Below are 17,515 nucleotides of genomic sequence, written 5' to 3' on the forward strand. Positions count from 1 at the left end.
TCCCCGTGCGCTCCGACGCCTCACCTCCTCAAGCCGTGATCCTCGCCGGCGGACTCGGCACCCGGATGCGCCCCCGGACGGAGCGCACCCCGAAATTCCTGCTGCCCGTGGCCGGACGGCCGTTCGGGGCGTGGCTCCTCGAGCGGCTCGCCGCAGCGGGCTTTGGTGAGGTGGTCCTCTGCGTGGGCCACCTCGGCGACGCCGTTCGACGGGCGATGGGCGACCGGTTCGCGGGCCTGCCGCTCCATTATGCCGACGACGGCCCCGATCTCCTGGGCACGGCCGGCGCGCTGCGCCGCGCGCTGCCCCAGCTGGCTCCTGTGTTTCTCATGACCTACGGCGACTCCTACCTCCCGTTCGACTACCTGGCCCCGCTCCGGGACCTCTGCACACACCCCGGCGCGCTCGGAACGATGGCCGTGTACCGGAACGAGGGTCGGTTCGATGCGTCGAACGCCGCGGTCTCGGGCGACCTGGTGGTGCGTTACGAGAAGCGGCGCGCGGGCGCGCCGCCCGACCCTGCGCTCGACCACATCGATTACGGCGCCACCGCGCTCCGCCGCGAGGTCGTCGAGGCGCTGCCAGCCGACGCGCCGCTCGGCTTCGAGGTGGTGCAGCGCGACCTCGCGGCGCGCGGCCTCCTCCGGGCCTTCGCGGTCGCGGCGCGCTTCCACGAGATCGGCTCGGAGCAGGGCCTCCGCGATCTCGAGGCCGCCCTCACGACCGCGGCCGCGGCGGAGGAGCGGGGATGATCGTCTCTCGCGCCCCGGTCCGCTTCTCCCTCGGCGGCGGCGGGACCGATCTGCCCGCGTACTCCGGCCGCTTCGGCGGCTACCTCGTGTCGGCCGCCATCGACAAGTACATCTACGTGACGGCCAACAAGCGCTTCCACCGGGACATCCGCCTCGCGTACTCCAAGACCGAGATCGTCCCCTCGGTGGACGCGATCGAGCACCCGATCTTCCGGGAAGCGCTCCGGATGATGGGAATCGAGCACTCGATCGAGCTCACGAGCGTCGCGGATCTCCCCGCGAACTCGGGCCTCGGCTCGTCGAGCTCGTTCACGGTCGCCCTCCTCAACGCCCTGCACACGTACAAGCGCGACTTCGTATCGTCCGAGCAGCTCGCTCGCGAGGCCTGCTCCATCGAGATCGAGCGCCTCGGAGAGCCGATCGGCAAGCAGGACCAGTACATCGCCGCTTACGGCAACGTCACGGCGTTCACGTTCTCTCCGGACGGCTCGGTGCACGTCGAGCCCGTCCCGGTCCGCGACGAGGTGCTGGACGAGCTCGAGAGCAACCTGCTCATCGTGTGGAGCGGCGTCGAAAGAGCGGCCAGGATCGTGCTCTCGGAGCAGGGCCGGCGGCTGCAAGACCTGGAGCCCGCGGTGGTCGAGCGGATGCACCGCATCAAGGAGATCGGCCGCGACGTGCACCGCATCCTCGTCACGGGCAGGCTCGACGATTATGGCGAGCTCCTCCACGCCCATTGGACCCAGAAGCGTAAGCTCGCGTCCAAGATGACCGACGAGGTCCTCGACGAGATCTACGAGATCGCTCGAGGCGCGGGGGCGCTCGGCGGCAAGCTGATGGGGGCCGGCGGCGGAGGCTTCTTCATGTTCTACGTCCGGCCGGCGGAGCGGCGCCGGGTGCTGGAGGCGCTCGCCGCGAAGGGCCTGCGCGTCCTGCGCTTCCGCTTCGATCTCGACGGCGCACGCATCGTCGCGAACCTGCACCGATCGTGAGCGGGCGCGCCGGCGCACCCCTCCTGCTGGGCATTTCAACGGGACTCTGGCTATAGATCGGCCATGCCTCAGAGCACGCACGACTTCGTCGAAAAGTACCTCCGCGAGACGTCCGAGATCGCCCTCGCGACGAGCCCCGACGACATGGCTCGCGTCATCGAGATCCTCTTCGATGCGTACCGGAGCGATCGCACCATCTACACGTGCGGCAACGGCGGCTCGGCGGCCAACGCGAGCCACCTCGCCTGCGACATCGCCAAGTTCACGTGGGTCGATGGCAAGCGGCGCTTCAAGTGCACCTCGCTCTGCGACAACGCAGCGCTCCTCAGCGCCCTCACCAACGACGTCGGCTTCAACCGGATCTTCCTCGAGCAGCTCGACGGCCGCATGATCGCGGGCGACGTGCTCGTGTGCCTGAGCGTGCACGGCGGCTCGGGCGCCGATCGCGCCGGCCCATGGTCGCAGAACCTCGTCGCCGCCGCGGATTTCGCGAAGAAGACGGGGGCCAAGGTGGTCGCGCTCGTCGGCTACGACGGCGGCGCCCTGCGCCAGATGGCCGACGCCAGCGTGATCGTGCCGAGGACGCGGGCGGGCTACACGTCGACGCCGCACGTGGAGGGCTTCCACGAGGTCTACCACCACCTCATCTGCGAGCGGCTCCTCCAGCTCGTGGCCGAGAGCTGAGCCCTGCGTGGCGAAGCGCGGGATCCTGCTCGACCGCGACGGCACGCTCATCGACGTGGTGCGCGATCACGAGCTCGGCGTCGTCGTGACCGCGTTTCATCCGGATCAGATCCGCCTCCTCCCCGGCGCGATCGAGGGCCTGCGGCGCCTCGCGGACGCCGGGTTCCTGCTGGCGATCGCGACCAACCAGCCGGGCGCGGCGAAGGGCCAGGTCCCGTGGGGGGCGATCGAGCGCACGAACCGCGCGCTCGTCGATCGGCTCCGCGAGGCCGGCGTCGCGATCGCGGCGCTCGCGGTGTGCCCGCACCACCCCGAGGGCGGGCCGGGCGGCGATCCGGCGCTCATCGGCCCGTGCGACTGCAGGAAGCCGCAGCCGGGCATGCTCACGGCGCTCGCGCGCGACCTCGATCTCGACGTCGCGGCGAGCTGGATGATCGGCGACGTGCCGAGCGACGTGGCGGCCGCGCGCGCGGCGGGCATGCGGGCGGGCCTCGTCATGGATGGACGCCGCTGCGAGCTGTGCCCGCTCCGCGGCGAGGCGGATCTCCCCTGCCCCGATCGCGCGGCGCCGCGCCTCGATCTCCTCGCCGCCGAGATCCTCGCCGAGCCGCGCGGCTAGCGGACTCTGGCGCGCCAGGCCGTGCCGCGCCGCCCGATGGCCCGCGCGCGGCGTGCTACCGTCCCGCCGTGACGCCTCCTCCGGATCACGACGGCGGCGCGCTCGACGATCGGGGCGCCCGCGACGACACCCCGGCCACCGCGGCCGAGCTCGACGCCCGCCTCTCGGCGGCCCGCTACATCTCCGATCCGGCGACCTCACTCGCGCTCTGGCTCGCCCTCCGGATGGGGCGGCCGCTGCTGATCGAGGGGCCGGCCGGCGTCGGCAAGACCGATCTCGCCCGCGCCGCCGCCGAGGGGCTCGGCCGAGGGCTCATCCGGCTCCAGTGCTACGAGGGCCTCGACGAGGCGAAGGCGCTGTACGAGTGGGACTACGCGAAGCAGATGCTCTACACGCAGCTGCTCCGCGACGCCGTCGCGAAGGAGATCGCCGGCGCGGCGAGCCTCGCCGCAGCCGCGCGCGCGATCGCGGGGAGCGAGGCGTCGTTCTTCAGCGAGCACTTCCTGATCGCGCGCCCGCTCCTCGCGGCGCTGCGGAGCGCCGCGCCGGTCGTCCTGCTCATCGACGAGGTCGATCGCGCGGACCCTGAGTTCGAGGCGTTCCTGCTCGAGGTGCTCTCCGACATGCAGGTCACGATCCCCGAGCTCGGCACCATCCGCGCCGCGCACCCGCCGCTCGTCCTGCTGACGACGAACGCGACGCGCGAGATGACCGAGGCGCTGCGCCGCCGGTGCCTGCACGCGTTCCTGGACTACCCGCCTCCGTCGCGCGAGGTCGCCATCCTGAAGGTCGCCCTCCCGGGGATCGAGCCCCGCCTCGCGGCGCAGATCGTGGCGTTCGTCAGCGCCCTGCGGGCCATGGATCTGCGGAAATCGCCCGCGATCAGCGAGACGATCGACTGGGCCCGCGCGCTGCTCCTGCTCGGCAAGCGCGCGGTGACACCGGAGCTCGCGCGCGACACGCTCGGCGTCCTGCTCAAGCACCAGAGCGACCGCGGCGACGCGGAGGCGAAGCTCGGCGCCCTCGTGCGTGCCGCCGAGCACGCGGGCGCGGACGAGCCGGCTACCTGAGCTCGGCCACCTTCTCGCCGAACAGCTTCTCGAGCCGCCCGAGCATGGCGTCGTTCGGCTCGACGCGCAGATCACGCCCCAGCGACAGCACCGCCTCTGCCCCGTCGTCGAGCTGGATCACGAGCTGCACCGGGCACACCCCGGGGCTCGCCCGCAGGAGCGCCCCGAGCCGATCGATGTGCTCGCGCCTGGCGCTGCGCGACTTCAGCGTGATCGCCACGCTCCGGGTCTGCGCGAGGATGGCGTCGGCGAGCGGCTGCACCTCGTCGAGCAGCAGGGTCGGCTCGCGCGGCGCGGCCTCGGCCTCCTCGGCCCCCTCCTCCACCATCGGGAAGCTGATCTTCCCCGAGATCAGGACCGGCTCCCCCCGGTTCAAGAGATCCGCATAGCTCTCGATCTGCTTCTCGCGCACCTTGACCTCGACCCGGCCCGTCGTGTCCTCGAGCACGAAGAACGCGATCTTGCCGCCGCCCCCCTTGAAGATGCGCTCTCGGTAGCCCTCGACCATCCCGCCGACGCGCACCCTGGCCCAGGCATCCATGCCGGCCAGCGCGCTCACCGCGGTCACGTCGAAGCGGTTGAGATCCACGCCGTACCGATCGAGCGGGTGACCCGAGACGTAGAACCCGAGCGACTGCTTCTCCCGCGAGAGCGTCTCGCGCAGATCCCAGTCCTCGACCATCGGGTAATCGTCCAGCCTCACCTCGCTCTTGGACGCCACCGCCGCGAACAGGCCGATCTGCGCGCTGTTCCGCTCCTTGCTCGCGGAGCGCGAGCGCTCGAGCGCCCTGTCGATGCCGGCGAACGCCCGCGCCCGCGAGATGCCCCGCGCGTGGAGGCTCGCGTCGAACGCGCCGCACTGCACGAGCGCCTCGAACACGCCCTTGTTGACCCGCCGCGGATCGACCCGCTCGGCGAAGTCGAACAGATCCGCGAACGCGCCGCCCGCGTCCCGCGCCTCGAGGATCGCCTCGAGCGCCGACTCGCCGATGCCGCGGATCGCGCCCATTCCGAAGCGGATCTTCGGATCGTACGGGTCCCTTAGCCGCGAGCCTCCGCGCCGGGTGCCGGCCACGCGCTTGCCGTTCGTCGCCGGCTTTGCGCTGTAGACGACGGTGAAGTCGGTCTTGGACTCGTTGATCTCGGGCGGGAGGATCTCGACCCCCCACGCGCGCCCCTCCGCGATGATCCGCACGACCTTCTCTATCTTGTCGCGGTCGGCCGTCATCAGCGCGCAGAGGAACTCGACCGGGTAGTGCGCCTTGAGGTAGGCCGTCTGGTAGGTCAGCAGCGCGTACGCCGCCGAGTGGCTCTTGTTGAAGCCATAGCCCGCGAAGTACTCGAGGAGCCCGAAGATGCGCTCGGCGTCCTCGGCCTTCACCCCGTTGTTGAGCGAGCCGTCGACGAACGTCGCCTTCTGCTTCGCCATCTCCTCGGGCTTCTTCTTGCCCATGGCGCGCCGGAGCAGATCGGCGCCGCCGAGCGTGTAGCCCGCGAGCTTCTGCGCGATCTGCATGACCTGCTCCTGGTAGACGATGACGCCGTACGTCGGCTGGAGGAGCTCGTCGACGAGCGGGTGCATCTTCTCGATCGGCTTGCGGCCGTGCTTGCAGTCGACGAAGTCCTTCACCATGCCGGTGCCGAGCGGCCCGGGCCGGTAGAGCGCCACGGCGGCGACGATGTCCTCGAAGGCGTCCGGCTTGAGGTCCTTGAAGAGCTGCTGCATGCCGCTCGACTCGAGCTGGAACACCCCGGTGGTCTCGCCCGACTGGAGGAGCGCGTAGGTGGCGGTGTCGTCGAGCGGCACCGTGTTCACGTCGAAGCGCTTGCCCTCGTTGCCCGCTAGGTCGGGCCGCGCGTTCACGAGCCGCACCGCGATGTCGATGACGGTGAGCGTCTTCAGCCCGAGGAAGTCGAACTTCACGAGCCCGGCCAGCTCGGCGTCGTCCTTGTAGTACTGCGTGACGAGCTGCTCGCCGTTCTTGAAGCAGGGGACGTGATCCCAGAGCGGCCCCTCGCTGATCACGACGCCGGCGGCGTGCATGCCCGCGTGCCGCGTCAGCCCCTCGAGCTTCTGCGCCTGCTTCAGGAGCTCCGCGACCGTGGGGTCGCTCTCCTTGAGGGCCTTGAGCTTCGGCTCGATCTCGAGCGCCTCGGGGATCGTGTACATGATCCCCGGGCTCTTCTGCGGGATGAGGCTCGCGATCTTCTGCGCCTCGTTCGCGGGGAACGCCATCGCCCGCGCGACGTCCTTGATCACGCTCCGCGCCTTGAGCTCGTGGAACGTCGCGATCTGCCCGACGGAGGGTTTGTCGGCCTCCTTGCTGTACTTCTTGGTGACGTAGGAGATGACCTCGTCGCGCCGGTCCATGCAGAAGTCGACGTCGAAGTCGGGCATGCTCACGCGCTCCGGGTTCAGGAAGCGCTCGAACAGCAGGTTGTACGGCAGCGGATCGAGATCGGTGATCTCCATGGCATAGGCGACGAGCGAGCCCGCGCCCGATCCGCGGCCCGGCCCGACCGGGATGCCGTGGTCCTTGGCGTACTTGATGAAGTCCCAGACGATGAGGAAGTAGCCCGGGAAGTCCATCTGGACGATGACGTTGAGCTCGACGTCGAGCCGCGCGCGGTAGGTCGCCTCGTCCACTCTCCTGCCCGTCTGCGCGATCTGGGCGAGCCGCTTCGTGAGGCCGTCGTGCGCCACGTGCCGGAAGTACGACGCCGAGTCCGAGAACCCGCCCGGCAGCGGGAACGTCGGGAGCATCGGCTTGCCGAGCTTGAGCTTCAGCGTCGAGCACCGCTCGGCGATCTCGAGCGTCGACCGCACCGCCTGCGGGTGGTCGCGGAACAGGTGCATCATCTCGTCGGCGGGCTTGAGGAACATCTCGAAGCTGCCGTGGTGCGCGGCGCTCGCCTCCGCGAACGTGCGGTTGGCCGCGATGCACGACAGGTAGAGCTGCCCCTCGCCGTCCTCGCGCGCGCCGAAGTGCGCGTCGTTGGTCGCGACGAGCGGAAGCCCCAGGTCGCCCGCCGCCCGCGCCAGGATGCCGTTGAGCACCGCCTGCTCGACCAGCCCGTGGTCCTGCAGCTCGACGTAGAGGCTCCCCGGCTGGAAGCAGTCCCTGAGCCGGCTGAGCGCCTCGCGCCCCTCCCCCTCGCCCTGCTCGAGGATCCGCTGGGCGACCACGCCGCCCATGCAGCCGGTCAAGCCGATGAGCCCCGCGCTGTGCTGCGCCACCGTGTCGAGCCGCACGCTCGGCGCGAGCCCGCTCACGGGATCGACGTGCCCCTGGGAGACGATGCGGACGAGGTTCTTGTAGCCCTCCTCGGACGCGGCGAGCAGCACGAGGTGATCGACGGGCGTCTCGTCCACGCCCGAGCGCGACACCTGCCCCGCGGCCGCGCCCCAGCTGCGGGCGACGTTGACCTCGCAGCCGATGATCGCGCCGATGCCCTGGTCCTTGCAGGCCTTGTAGTGCTGAATCGCCCCGAACATGTTCCCGTGGTCGGTCAGGGCGACGGCGCGCATTCCCAGCGATTTGGCGCGCGCGGCCAGATCCTTGACGCGCAGCGAGCCGTCGAGGAGCGAGTACTGCGAATGCACGTGGAGGTGGATGAACTCAGCGGTCACAGCAGGCTTCCAGGGGGCTTCTCATCGTGGTGGTAGTCGGGAAAGACCGGTAATCCGGGAGAGGGTGCGGAGCGCGAGATCGGGAGGCGCTGGGACAATCCACCAACGCTCGCCGGCGGGCTCACATATAGCGCATTGCGCAGCGGGGATCGCCCTTGATGAGCCGCGCAGGCCGGCGCTAGCATGTGCGCCCGTCTGAGAGCACTTGCCTGATCCGGGGTGGGGTTTCCAGAAAGTGAGGTCGATGATGCGTCAATCCCGTATCGCCGTCGCGGTGTATTTGGCGACCGCGCTCGTGTCCGCTGCCGGTTGTGGCTCCGAGGCCACGGCGCCTGTCGTTCAAGACGTCGACCTCGGCCAGCCGCCCGCGCCGGGGCCGGAGCAGGCAGGGGATGGCGAGGGCGTCGCGTTCGCGATCGACCGGCTCTTCCTCGGCGATACGGATCGCGACGGGAAGAAGGCGGCCGGCAGCTGGAAGCAGTACGGATTCAACCTCGACGGCAAGGTGTCCAGCACCGTATCACAGGACCTGTGCAAGCCGGTGGATGACACCGCCCCTTCGGAGGTCTATCCGGACGGCGCCGATGGGATCGACAACGCCTTTGGCAGCAAGCTCGTCGGCCTCATCTCCAACCTCCTGACCGACCCGTCGACCCGGGTCAGCGACGCCATCGGCAAGGGCGATTTCACGGTGATCTTCAAGGTCGACGGGCTCGGCGAGCGGTCGTCCTACAACCCCCTCACCGCGAAGCTCTACGGCGGCGCCACGCTGGGCGAGGCGCCCACCTGGGATGGCGCCGACCGGTGGCCTGTCGTACCGGAGCTCCTCGACGACGCTCAGGACGTCGAGAGCTCCAAGGTGGTGTTCCCGGCCAGCTACGTCGTCGACGACACATGGGTTTCGGGCCCGAATTCACAGGTCACGTTCCAGCTGAACCTGACGGTCTCGGACACCATCATCGGTCTCACGATCCGCAACGTGAGGATCGCGATGGATCTCGCGCCCGATCACAAATCGGTGGTCAAAGGGACCATCGCGGGCGTGCTCGAGACGGCTGTCCTCGTCGAGGAGCTCCGCGGCGTCATCGGCGCCGTACAGCCGAATTTCTGCGAAAGCCCCGCGCTGGAGACGATCCTCGACCAGGTCCGCCGCGCCTCGGACATCATGAAGGATGGCAGCCAGGACCCGAGCAAGGAGTGCGACGCCATCTCCATCGGCATCGGGTTCACCGCGAAGGCGGTCCAGCTGGGCGAGATCGCGCCGCCTGCCGAGACGACCGGCGTGCCGTGCCAGCCGGCGCCCGCTGACGAAGGCTGATCGCCGCGCGACTCCCATCCACAGGCGGCCGCTGCGTCGCGCACGCCTCCTGGGCTCCGCGGGCACCTCCCGGGTGCCCGCGCCCGCCGGAATCCCCACAGCCTGCGACGTGCAGCCTGCTCCGCTGGCCCCGACCACCCGCGAAGATCGTGCTCGCGCTTGAGCCGTCGCGCCCCCCGCGAGCGTCTCAAGGAGCGACCCCACCCGTCCAGGGTACGCGCTGAGGCAAGGGAGGTCTTGCCAGCGCGCTCTCTCGGTCCGCCCGCTGGTGGGCGGGCCGCGAGGCGCCCTCTTCCTGGTTTCGTTCGTCCTGACTTTTCGCTAGAAGTCGGCATCGCTTCGAGCGTCCACCACGCAAGTACCCGATGGCGGTGAAGATTCATGGCGAGCTGCCGTCCAAGGGCGTCAGCCCGGCGGGTCGCCGATGCGAGCTCTGGCTCGTGCCCCTCAGAGGAGAACAAGGTCCATGCGTAGATACGTCGCTTCCGTTCTGTGCGCCGTGATGATGATTGGCGCTGCCGCCGCGACGGCGGGTTGCACGGCCAGCGCCTCGTTCAACGCCGGCAAGGAGCCGGTGGCCGAGCCCCCGCCCCCGCCCCCGCCGGAGCCGAAGCCCGAGCCGAAGGAGGAGAAGAAGCCCCGCCCGCGCTTCAAGCTGACGTTCAAGCTCAAGGGCAACGAGGTCTCTCTCCCCGGCCCGGTGGTCTTCGAGACGAACAGCGACAAGCTCCTGCCCGAGAGCGACGAGGTCCTCAACCTCGTCGACGACTTCCTGAAGCAGCGGGAGGATGTCAGCCTGCTCCGCGTCGAGGGCCATACCGACTCGGATGGCGAGGACGCCGCGAACCAGACGCTGTCCGAGAAGCGCGCGATGGCGGTCGCTCGCTGGCTCGTCGCGAAGGGGAACGACTGCAAGCGCTTCATCGCCGTCGGGTTCGGCGAGACCAAGCCGGTCGCCGACAACAACACGCCCGAGGGCAAGGCCCAGAACCGCCGCACCGGGTTCTTCATCGCGGCCATCAAGGGCAAGGCGGTCGACAAGCAGCCCGTGGACGGCGGCGGCAAGGTCGCCGGCGACGCCTGCAAATGACACCGCTGCGCCCGGGCGCGCTTCGTGCCGCGCGCCGCGCTCACCGCGGGCCCGAGCACGTCGGGGCACTCCCTTTCCGCTGACGGCGGAGCCCAGCGGCCGGCGCGCGCCGGCCACCGGCGCCGCTGCGTTCTCCACGCGCCGGCGGCCGACGCCGCCCTGAGATCCTTCTTTTCTTGCCTCCCCCACCAGCTTCACTATCCGTACGTCTCCACGACATGCGGAGACGTCACGACAGGTCCCTGGGTCGCTTCCTTTCCATCGCCCTCCTCGCGATCGGCCTCTTCGGCTGCAACTCCGGGGCGGGCGACGTCCGCCCGTGGACGCGGGACGACCACGATCCGCCGAACCCCGGCGAGGGGCAGGGCGGCAAGGTAGCCGCTCGGCCCGTCGCGTCCGATGAGACCGATCCAGGGCTGATCGAGCTCGCCTGGCAGCGAAACTGCTCCACCTGCCACGGCAGGGCCGGGCGAGGCGACGGCCCGCAAGGCCCGATGGTCCGCGCCCCGGACCTCACCGACGCGGCGTGGCAGGATCGGGTGACCGACGGCCAGATGGCCGACACGATCAGGAAGGGCAAGAACAAGATGCCCGCGTTCGACCTGCCGCAGCCGGTGATCGAGGGCCTCGTGAAGCGCGTCCGCACCAACCGAGCGCGCTGAAGCTCGATGAGCTCGACCCCGCAGCACGATCTCGATGAGGCGCCGGAGGAGAGGCCGGCGGAGCCGGAGGGCCGGCCGCCGTGGCTCCGGCGTCTCGCGCCAGCGATCCTCCTGCTGGGTGCGCTGTATGCGGGGAGCATCCTCTTCAAGCGCCTGCCCGAGGAGCGGGAGGTCGAGCTGCGTCTCGACGACGCAGCGACGGTCGTGCAGCTCGACGTGACGTGGACGGATTCTTCGTCGGGCGACCGCGCGGAAGACACGGCGACGGTCATCGACAGCTCATGGCGCTTCGCCGAGGGCACGGCCCCACGGGCTGTCCTCACGAAGGTGTCGCTCCCGGACGGCCTCTACCAGGTGGAGATCACGGTCGGCAGGAAGGGCGGGCACGACGTGACGAGCCGGGCCATCACGCTCGCGGACGAGTCCCGGATCACGCTGTTCGTGCACTGAACGGCGCCCCGCGCCTCCCGCCGGCCTCGCGGAGCGCGCTTCGGCCGGCGCTCCTGGAGCGAGCCCAACAGCAGCCGGATGCGCCGGAGACCTGCCGCCGCTCATTGCGGCCGCCCGGCGCACGAGACCGTTGACGCCCGGAAACCGACAAGCAAGGCAGCGCCGTGAGTTGGACGCGTGTCTCTGAGGTACCACCTCGCGTCCAGCAAGCCGCACGCAGCCCTTGATGAAAGACCTTCGTCCTTAGTTACAAGTCATTGTTATTGTTTATATTTTTTCGCTTCCAGTGGCAGCGTTTCGGGTGGGAATGGAATGTGAGAACGAATTCCCTTGATGCGTTCCCCCCGAAACCGCTACTTCTTGGCCCGCGGAAGCAGGGCGTGGCACCTTATCCTACAACCACTTACACGCTCTGACTGGGACGATCGTGGTGCATCTTGGTGCCCCCCCGGAGGGAGCGACCATGCGGCCTGTACAGTGCCGCTGGAGGCGGAGAAGGAGAACCGATGAGGATCACCCCGTGGTATCTGGCTGCGCTCGCCCCGTTCGCCGCCATTGGTTGCAGTGGCGCGTACCTCGGCCACGCCGCTGTCGTCGCATTGACGATCGGCATCTTCCTCGGGACCCTTTCGCTCGGCCGTACCCCGAGCTCGAGCCCCGCCCCGCCGAACGCCCCTGTCTCCTGACTTTCTCGCCCAGCTGCCGCCTGCTGCACCTCGACGCGAGGGTTTCCCGAGCGCGCGACAGCGCTGGCGCTTACGCTCGGGGAGCGTGAGGTCATGACGCAAGACGCCTCGGTCGGCCGGCTCAAGCGGCTCGAAGAGTTCACGCTCATGGACCTGGAGTCCGTGCACCTCATCCTGCGCGGCGACTCGGTCATCGACTGGAGGAGGCTCAACCTGCAGGGCGAGCAGGCGGCGCGGGATCTCTTGCTGGCGCAGGAGTTCCGCCCGGACGAGCCGGGGGATCGCGCCCACCTCGAGAGCGTCAAGAACGAAGCGATCGCGTACCTGCGCCGCCATTTCGAGTTCCCGATCCCGAGCCCGGTCGCACGCGCCTCGGTCGAGGAGATCTTGCTGCTCGCCTCGGGCAAGGGCCACCGCCAGCTCTGCGCCTGCACGATCCTCAAGGCGATGCACATCATCCATCACCTGGCCGGGCGCGAGCTCCTCTTCTCGATCCCCATGTCGGACCAGGACGTCTTCCACCTCGTCGAGGAGAAGGTGTACCGGGTGATCGGCGGCATGCTCGCGGCGGGCTTCCCGATCACCGAGTTCATCGGCGGGCGGAAGAACAAGGACTCGCTCTACACGAAGCTCCTGTCGAAGACCGACACGACCGCGGCGGCCATCTACGACAAGCTCCGCTTCCGCATCGTCTGCCGCACCGTGGACGATCTGCTGCCGGTGCTCCTGTACCTGTCCGAGCGGCTGTTTCCGTTCAATTACGTCGTGCCAGGCGAGAGCACCAACACGATCCTGCGGTTCCGGAGCTACTGCGAGACGCGGCCCTTCCTTCAGCCGATGCTCGACGCGTTGCAGACCGACGTCGACGACGGGCTCACGGCAGGCGACAACAGCTTCAGCGATCGGAGCTACCGCGTGATCCACTTCGTCGTCGATCTGCCGGTGCGGCTCCCCGCCGAGATCCTCGACATGGCGCCGCCCGCGGCCTGGGCGCTCGGGCCGATCATCTTCGTCCTGTGCGAGTTCCAGCTGATCGACCGCGAGACCGAGGCGGCGAACGAGGTCGGCGAGGCGAGCCACGCCAGGTACAAGGAACGGCAGAAGCAGGCCGTCATGCGCAGGCTCAAGCTCGGGGTCCGCTCCACCCGTGATCCGGCGAGCGGCGGACCCAAGCGAGATCGCTAGCGCCGCGGTCGGCGCGAGTCGCCGTCCAGACGCCGTAACGACGAGGCCGCTGGCGCGCAGCACGCTGGACCGCGCAGCGAGCCTGGACCGCGGTGGCGAGGCCAGACCGCGCAGCACACCCGACCGCGCAGCGCACGGACAGAACGGTCACGGCTGCGGCGGATGCGTGGGGCAACACCGCGACGAATCGAGCGGGCAGACCGGGGAGATCCGCGAGACATCCGGGGTGGGTCCCCGGAGAGCGGCACGCGTGAGCAGGGCGGCGAACGCCGCTGCGACGCCGGGAGCAGTCGGGCTATCGGAGCAGAGGCCGCCGAGCGAACAGCCTGGACGGTGACCGACGGCGCTCGATCGAGGAGGCCTGCCGGCCCCTCAATGACACCGCCGGACGAGCGGGCTCAGATGCGGCCCTTCAGCGCGTCGCGATCGAGGACGACGATCCGGCGGCGATCGATCTCGATCACCCCCTTGCGACGGAGATCGCCCAGGGTGAGCGTGACGGTCTCGCGCGTGGAGCCGATCATGCTCGCCATCTCCTGATGGGTGAACGGCGCGGAAATGAGCACCCCGCGCGGATCGGGGATGCCCCAGCGCGTCGCGGCCTTGAGCAGGAACTCACAGAGGCGGGCCTCCACATTGCGGAAGAGCATGGACGCCAGGCGCTCCTCGGTGTCCGTGTGCCGCTCGACCAGCGTGGTCACGATGGCGGCGGCGAAGTTGGCGTCGCTCGCCATCAGGTTGCGCACCGTCGCGAGGGGGATGAGGAGCGCCTCGACGTCCTCCGTGGCGATCGCGCTCTCCCGGTGGGCCGTGACGCCCCCGAGCGCAGCCTCGCCTAGCACGTCGCCGGCCCCTCTGTAGCCGAGCGACAGGCTGCGCCCGTCGCTCATCCCACGCACCAGCCGGACTCGGCCGAGGCTGAGCATGGCGAGCGCGGTCGCGGCGTCGCCCTGCGTCACCAGGTGACGCCCTTTCGCGACGCGTTGGATCGTCCCTCCGTCCGCCAGCGCCGACTGCGTGGCCGGAGAGGCCGCGTTGCCGATCGCGCCGCGCCGGACAACCCGCCGTTTGCGGGAGTCCAGGTCGAGTCCACCGTCGTTCCCGAGCGCGCCAGGCTGGACCCTGACGCTCCGTGCCATCGCATCCTTACCCATCATCATCGCGGCTGCTCCTGCGGTTTGCGGTGTCGCGGTCCTACTGTTCCGGGGGGCCCCACCGGCTGGGGGGGGCCCGACTTGTGCCGGAACCTCCCACTTGCGTTGACATCCTGGATACCCGGCCCGTACCTTTCGGTTCGAGCCGGGCACGCCCCGTGAATGAACCCCTGCACGGGGGAGCCAGTTCGACCGCTCCTCCAGCTACGGACGTTGGATGCGCCTCTTTAGCGGCAAAATTACTCCCCTCACAGAAGAACTCGTCCGCGCGCTCGTGGACAACCGCGATATCGAGTGCGAATCGAAGAAAGAGGTCGCGCTCGACGTCGAGTCGGTCTTCACGAGCTACCTGCACGCAGAGCGGGAAGCGACCGAGCGGGCGAAAGAGATCCTCCAGGCACGCGGACTGCCTCAGGGCGAGTTCAACCGGGTCAAGCGCCTGGCCGCGGAGCAGAAAGGGATCAAGACCGGCGAGGAAACGATGGATTATCTCCTCGACCAGCTGCTCGAGATGCTGATGCACTCGAACAACGTCGAGGAGGTGTTCGTCGAGGACCACGACCTGCGCCGCCGGATAAGGCCCATCCTTCGGAAGTACCTCGAGATGGACGAGGCGCTCGACACCGAGGTGCGCGGCAAGCTCCGCCACGTGCAGGAGGGCTCCCGCACCTGGGAAATCGAATACCAGCGGGTCATGGGCGAGATCCAGCGACGCAAGGGGCTGCTGTAATCGCCGCCGCCAGGCAGGCGGACTCTCAGCCGAGCAAGCGAACCGTCTGCGGCGTTTGCCGGTCCAGCGAGACGCCTCCGCCCCATGGCCTCGGTGCCCGATCCGCAGGGATATCGCCTGTGGGATAAACGCGTACCATCTGCGACCATGCCCGCGGCGGAGCGTTCCTTCTGCCGGATCGGGCTTCGTCGTGGTACCGGAGGACATCATGAGCTGGATTCCGAAGGTCGAGGCGAAGCGCCACTTCTGTCATAAATGCAAGAACGAGCTCATCTTCGAGGTGAAGCTCCAGCGCGCGGACACCTGTCCCCACTGCGGTGTCGACCTCCACTGCTGCAGGAACTGCGAGAACTGGGACCCGGCCGCGCACAACCAGTGCAAGGAGCACATCGCCGAGTACATCCCGGATCGGGAGAGAGCGAATTATTGTACTTTCTTCACGTTCAAGAACGGCGTACCGGAAGACAACTCGAAGCGCATCGCGGCTTCTCGCTCCAAGCTCGACAACCTTTTCAAGAAGAAGTAGGCGCCCGCCGGGGGAGCACGCACATGTCCACGCCTCGCTACTTGATCACCGGCGGTGCCGGGTTCATCGGAAGCAACCTCGTCGCGGCGCTGACCGCCGCCGGCGAGCGGGTCCGCGTCCTCGATAACCTCGCGACTGGCCGATGGGAGAACCTCGACGGGCTCCCCCACCAGTCGCTGATCGAGCGCATCACGGGGGACATCCGGGACGCGTCGGCGGTCGCGACGGCGGCCAAGGGGGTCGAGGTCATTCTCCACCAGGCCGCGCTCGGCTCGGTCCCGCGCAGCGTCGAGTCGCCCGTCGAGTCGAACTCCGTCAACGTCGGCGGCACGGTCACGGTGCTCGACGTGGCGCGCCGCCAGGGCGTGCGCCGGGTGCTCTTCGCCGCGTCGTCCAGCGCGTACGGCGAGACGCCCGTCCTCCCGAAGCACGAGGGCATGGAGCCGATGCCGCTTTCGCCGTACGCGGTCACGAAGCTCGCCTGCGAGCATTACATGAAGGTCTTCGCAGGCATCTACGGCATCGAGACCCTGAGCCTGCGTTACTTCAACGTCTTCGGGCCGAACCAGACGCCGGACGGCGCCTACGCCGCGGCGATCCCGCGGTTCGTCGACGCCGCCCTGCAGAACCGGCCGATCCCGATCTTCGGCGACGGCGAGCAGACGCGCGACTTCTGCTTCATCGAGAACACCGTCCTCGCGAACCTCCTCGGCGCGACGTCGTCGAAGAAGTTCAAGGGTGAGGTCATCAACATCGCCGGCGGACGCAGGATCGGGCTGAATGAGCTCTGCAAGGAGATCTCGCGGGCCCTCGGGCGGGACGTCGCGGTCGAGCACCTCCCCGCCCGCGCCGGGGACATCCGTCACTCGCTCGCCGACATCTCGCGCGCGGCCGAGCTCATCGGGTACGAGCCCCGCGTACGCTGGGAGGACGGCATCGTCCCCACGGTCACGTACCTGCGGACGCTCCGTGAGAAGGGCCCCGCGGCCGCGTCGGCCACGGTGACCTGTGGCAAGGTTCCGCTGCCCAAGGCCCAAGGGGCCTCGGACAGCGGACAAAAGGCGAGCTAGGTAGAGCGGGGCGGCTCGTGCGGAGCATGACCGGCTTCGGGCTCGGTGACGCTTCGCTCACCGATGGGCGCGTCGTCGCCGAGATCCGCTCGGTGAACCAGCGCTTCCTCGACGTGCGCGCGCGGCTCCCGCGCGAGCTCGTCGATCTCACGATGTTCGCCGAGCAGGTGGCGCGCGAGCGCCTGCGGCGGGGACGCATCGAGATCATCGTGCGCACCGAGGGCGCGGTGCTGGCCCCGAGCACGCTCGACAAATCGAAGGCGCGCGCGGCGTTCCGCGCCCTGGCGGAGCTCCGCGACGAGCTCGCGCCGGGCGCCGACGTGCCGCTCTCGCTGCTCTGCGCCGTGCCGGACCTCTTCGCGCCCGCTGGCGGCCACGAGATCGCGGCCGTCCGCGCCGCGCTCAAGCTGGCCATCGAGCGCGCGATCGACGCGATGGAGGGCATGTGCCTGCGCGAAGGCGAGGCGCTCGCCGGCGACATGCGCGGGCGGGTGGCCACGTTGCGCGCGCTGTCGTCCGAGGTCGTGGCGCGCGCGGACGAGGCGCGCGAGGCGCTCAGGCGCCGCCTGCGCGAGCGGGTCGAGCGCCTGCTCCAGGGGGTCGAGGCCGGCTTCGAGGCGACGCGGATCGAGGCGGAGGTGATGCTGCTCGCCGAGCGCAGCGACATCACCGAGGAGGTCACCCGCCTCCGGAGCCACCTCGACCAGTTCGGCGGCGCGCTCGCGGCCCCGAGCGGCGACCCTTGCGGAAGGAGGCTCGACTTTCTGCTTCAGGAGATGGTACGCGAGGCGAACACGCTGGGCTCCAAGGCGCAGGACGCCGCCATCTCCCATCACGTCGTGGCGATGAAGGTGGAGCTCGAACGCCTGCGGGAGCAGGTCCAGAACATCGAGTGA

General features: G+C 69.4%; 17 protein-coding genes. 15 read left to right on the forward strand and 2 right to left on the reverse strand.

Annotated elements, in window-relative coordinates:
- Positions 1 to 5: 5 nt before the first annotated feature.
- From WME73_RS21205 to WME73_RS21225, 5 genes are all read left to right on the forward strand, one after another.
- A complete protein-coding gene (locus WME73_RS21205) occupies positions 6 to 752 on the forward strand; it encodes a nucleotidyltransferase family protein (protein WP_437747224.1) in 747 nt (248 codons plus the stop codon).
- Entirely contained in the window at positions 749 to 1,744 is a 996-nt protein-coding gene (locus WME73_RS21210; RefSeq protein ID WP_437916882.1) for a GHMP family kinase ATP-binding protein, read from the forward strand. Before WME73_RS21205 ends, WME73_RS21210 begins: the two co-directional genes overlap by 4 nt.
- A gap of 63 nt (positions 1,745 to 1,807) precedes the next feature.
- Positions 1,808 to 2,428, forward strand: a complete 621-nt coding sequence (locus WME73_RS21215) for a D-sedoheptulose-7-phosphate isomerase (RefSeq protein WP_437747226.1) — start codon at positions 1,808 to 1,810, stop codon at positions 2,426 to 2,428.
- A gap of 7 nt (positions 2,429 to 2,435) precedes the next feature.
- Positions 2,436 to 3,047, forward strand: coding sequence for a D-glycero-alpha-D-manno-heptose-1,7-bisphosphate 7-phosphatase (locus tag WME73_RS21220; RefSeq protein WP_437916883.1), 612 nt, complete (start codon positions 2,436 to 2,438; stop codon positions 3,045 to 3,047).
- 68 nt (positions 3,048 to 3,115) lie between these two features.
- Positions 3,116 to 4,117: an AAA family ATPase gene (locus WME73_RS21225; RefSeq protein WP_437747228.1), complete on the forward strand. Its 1,002-nt coding sequence runs from the start codon at positions 3,116 to 3,118 to the stop codon at positions 4,115 to 4,117.
- On the opposite strand, the gene dnaE is transcribed toward WME73_RS21225, so the two are convergent.
- Positions 4,110 to 7,748 carry a DNA polymerase III subunit alpha gene (gene dnaE / locus WME73_RS21230; RefSeq protein ID WP_437916884.1) on the reverse strand — a complete coding sequence of 1,213 codons (3,639 nt, stop codon included), beginning with the start codon at positions 7,746 to 7,748 and terminating at the stop codon, positions 4,110 to 4,112. The genes WME73_RS21225 and dnaE overlap by 8 nt on opposite strands.
- Before the next feature lie 247 nt (positions 7,749 to 7,995).
- On the opposite strand from dnaE, the gene WME73_RS21235 reads away from it, so the two are divergent.
- The 6 genes from WME73_RS21235 (at position 7,996) to WME73_RS21260 (ending at position 13,139) form a co-directional block, all read left to right on the forward strand.
- A complete protein-coding gene (locus WME73_RS21235; RefSeq protein WP_437916885.1) occupies positions 7,996 to 9,066 on the forward strand; it encodes a hypothetical protein in 1,071 nt (356 codons plus the stop codon).
- A 466-nt stretch (positions 9,067 to 9,532) separates the two neighbouring features.
- The gene (locus WME73_RS21240) at positions 9,533 to 10,156 is read left to right on the forward strand and encodes an OmpA family protein (protein WP_437554177.1); all 624 of its coding nucleotides are present in this window, start codon (positions 9,533 to 9,535) and stop codon (positions 10,154 to 10,156) included.
- Between the two features lie 218 nt (positions 10,157 to 10,374).
- Positions 10,375 to 10,818, forward strand: a complete 444-nt coding sequence (locus WME73_RS21245) for a c-type cytochrome (protein ID WP_437916886.1) — start codon at positions 10,375 to 10,377, stop codon at positions 10,816 to 10,818.
- Positions 10,819 to 10,824: 6 nt separating this feature from the next.
- Positions 10,825 to 11,268 carry a hypothetical protein gene (locus WME73_RS21250; protein ID WP_437916887.1) on the forward strand — a complete coding sequence of 148 codons (444 nt, stop codon included), beginning with the start codon at positions 10,825 to 10,827 and terminating at the stop codon, positions 11,266 to 11,268.
- A 506-nt stretch (positions 11,269 to 11,774) separates the two neighbouring features.
- On the forward strand, positions 11,775 to 11,954 hold the full coding sequence (locus WME73_RS21255; RefSeq protein WP_012236385.1) for a hypothetical protein: 180 nt from the start codon (positions 11,775 to 11,777) through the stop codon (positions 11,952 to 11,954).
- A gap of 93 nt (positions 11,955 to 12,047) precedes the next feature.
- Positions 12,048 to 13,139 carry a TIGR04552 family protein gene (locus tag WME73_RS21260; protein WP_012236386.1) on the forward strand — a complete coding sequence of 364 codons (1,092 nt, stop codon included), beginning with the start codon at positions 12,048 to 12,050 and terminating at the stop codon, positions 13,137 to 13,139.
- Between the two features lie 398 nt (positions 13,140 to 13,537).
- Here the strand turns inward: WME73_RS21260 and WME73_RS21265 are convergent, their stop codons facing one another.
- On the reverse strand, positions 13,538 to 14,278 hold the full coding sequence (locus WME73_RS21265) for a Crp/Fnr family transcriptional regulator (RefSeq protein WP_437747234.1): 741 nt from the start codon (positions 14,276 to 14,278) through the stop codon (positions 13,538 to 13,540).
- Between the two features lie 232 nt (positions 14,279 to 14,510).
- On the opposite strand from WME73_RS21265, the gene WME73_RS21270 reads away from it, so the two are divergent.
- The 4 genes from WME73_RS21270 to WME73_RS21285 all read left to right on the forward strand — a co-directional run bounded on the left by WME73_RS21270 (position 14,511) and on the right by WME73_RS21285 (position 17,515).
- Positions 14,511 to 15,023, forward strand: a complete 513-nt coding sequence (locus tag WME73_RS21270; protein WP_012236388.1) for a DUF507 family protein — start codon at positions 14,511 to 14,513, stop codon at positions 15,021 to 15,023.
- A 208-nt stretch (positions 15,024 to 15,231) separates the two neighbouring features.
- Positions 15,232 to 15,549 (forward strand): hypothetical protein, encoded by a 318-nt coding sequence (locus WME73_RS21275; RefSeq protein ID WP_437747235.1) that lies wholly within the window; start codon positions 15,232 to 15,234, stop codon positions 15,547 to 15,549.
- 23 nt (positions 15,550 to 15,572) lie between these two features.
- Positions 15,573 to 16,619 carry an SDR family oxidoreductase gene (locus WME73_RS21280; RefSeq protein WP_437916888.1) on the forward strand — a complete coding sequence of 349 codons (1,047 nt, stop codon included), beginning with the start codon at positions 15,573 to 15,575 and terminating at the stop codon, positions 16,617 to 16,619.
- 26 nt (positions 16,620 to 16,645) lie between these two features.
- The gene (locus WME73_RS21285; RefSeq protein WP_437748004.1) at positions 16,646 to 17,515 is read left to right on the forward strand and encodes a YicC/YloC family endoribonuclease; all 870 of its coding nucleotides are present in this window, start codon (positions 16,646 to 16,648) and stop codon (positions 17,513 to 17,515) included.

It is taken from the genome of Sorangium sp. So ce302 (assembly GCF_051530145.1).
GTDB lineage: Bacteria > Myxococcota_A > Polyangia > Polyangiales > Polyangiaceae > Sorangium > Sorangium cellulosum_B.

What these genes read in the sequence shown, in the direction of transcription:
- WME73_RS21270 (WP_012236388.1), top strand. Translation starts at nt 14,511, where the DNA reads ATGCGCCTCTTTAGCGGCAAAATTACTCCCCTCACAGAAGAACTCGTC.
- WME73_RS21275 (WP_437747235.1), top strand. Translation starts at nt 15,232, where the DNA reads ATGAGCTGGATTCCGAAGGTCGAGGCGAAGCGCCACTTCTGTCATAAA.
- WME73_RS21285 (WP_437748004.1), top strand. Translation starts at nt 16,646, where the DNA reads ATGACCGGCTTCGGGCTCGGTGACGCTTCGCTCACCGATGGGCGCGTC.
- WME73_RS21280 (WP_437916888.1), top strand. Translation starts at nt 15,573, where the DNA reads ATGTCCACGCCTCGCTACTTGATCACCGGCGGTGCCGGGTTCATCGGA.
- WME73_RS21240 (WP_437554177.1), top strand. Translation starts at nt 9,533, where the DNA reads ATGCGTAGATACGTCGCTTCCGTTCTGTGCGCCGTGATGATGATTGGC.
- WME73_RS21265 (WP_437747234.1), bottom strand. Translation starts at nt 14,278, where the DNA reads ATGGCACGGAGCGTCAGGGTCCAGCCTGGCGCGCTCGGGAACGACGGT.
- WME73_RS21210 (WP_437916882.1), top strand. Translation starts at nt 749, where the DNA reads ATGATCGTCTCTCGCGCCCCGGTCCGCTTCTCCCTCGGCGGCGGCGGG.
- WME73_RS21235 (WP_437916885.1), top strand. Translation starts at nt 7,996, where the DNA reads ATGCGTCAATCCCGTATCGCCGTCGCGGTGTATTTGGCGACCGCGCTC.
- WME73_RS21255 (WP_012236385.1), top strand. Translation starts at nt 11,775, where the DNA reads ATGAGGATCACCCCGTGGTATCTGGCTGCGCTCGCCCCGTTCGCCGCC.
- WME73_RS21245 (WP_437916886.1), top strand. Translation starts at nt 10,375, where the DNA reads ATGCGGAGACGTCACGACAGGTCCCTGGGTCGCTTCCTTTCCATCGCC.
- WME73_RS21250 (WP_437916887.1), top strand. Translation starts at nt 10,825, where the DNA reads ATGAGCTCGACCCCGCAGCACGATCTCGATGAGGCGCCGGAGGAGAGG.
- WME73_RS21260 (WP_012236386.1), top strand. Translation starts at nt 12,048, where the DNA reads ATGACGCAAGACGCCTCGGTCGGCCGGCTCAAGCGGCTCGAAGAGTTC.
- WME73_RS21215 (WP_437747226.1), top strand. Translation starts at nt 1,808, where the DNA reads ATGCCTCAGAGCACGCACGACTTCGTCGAAAAGTACCTCCGCGAGACG.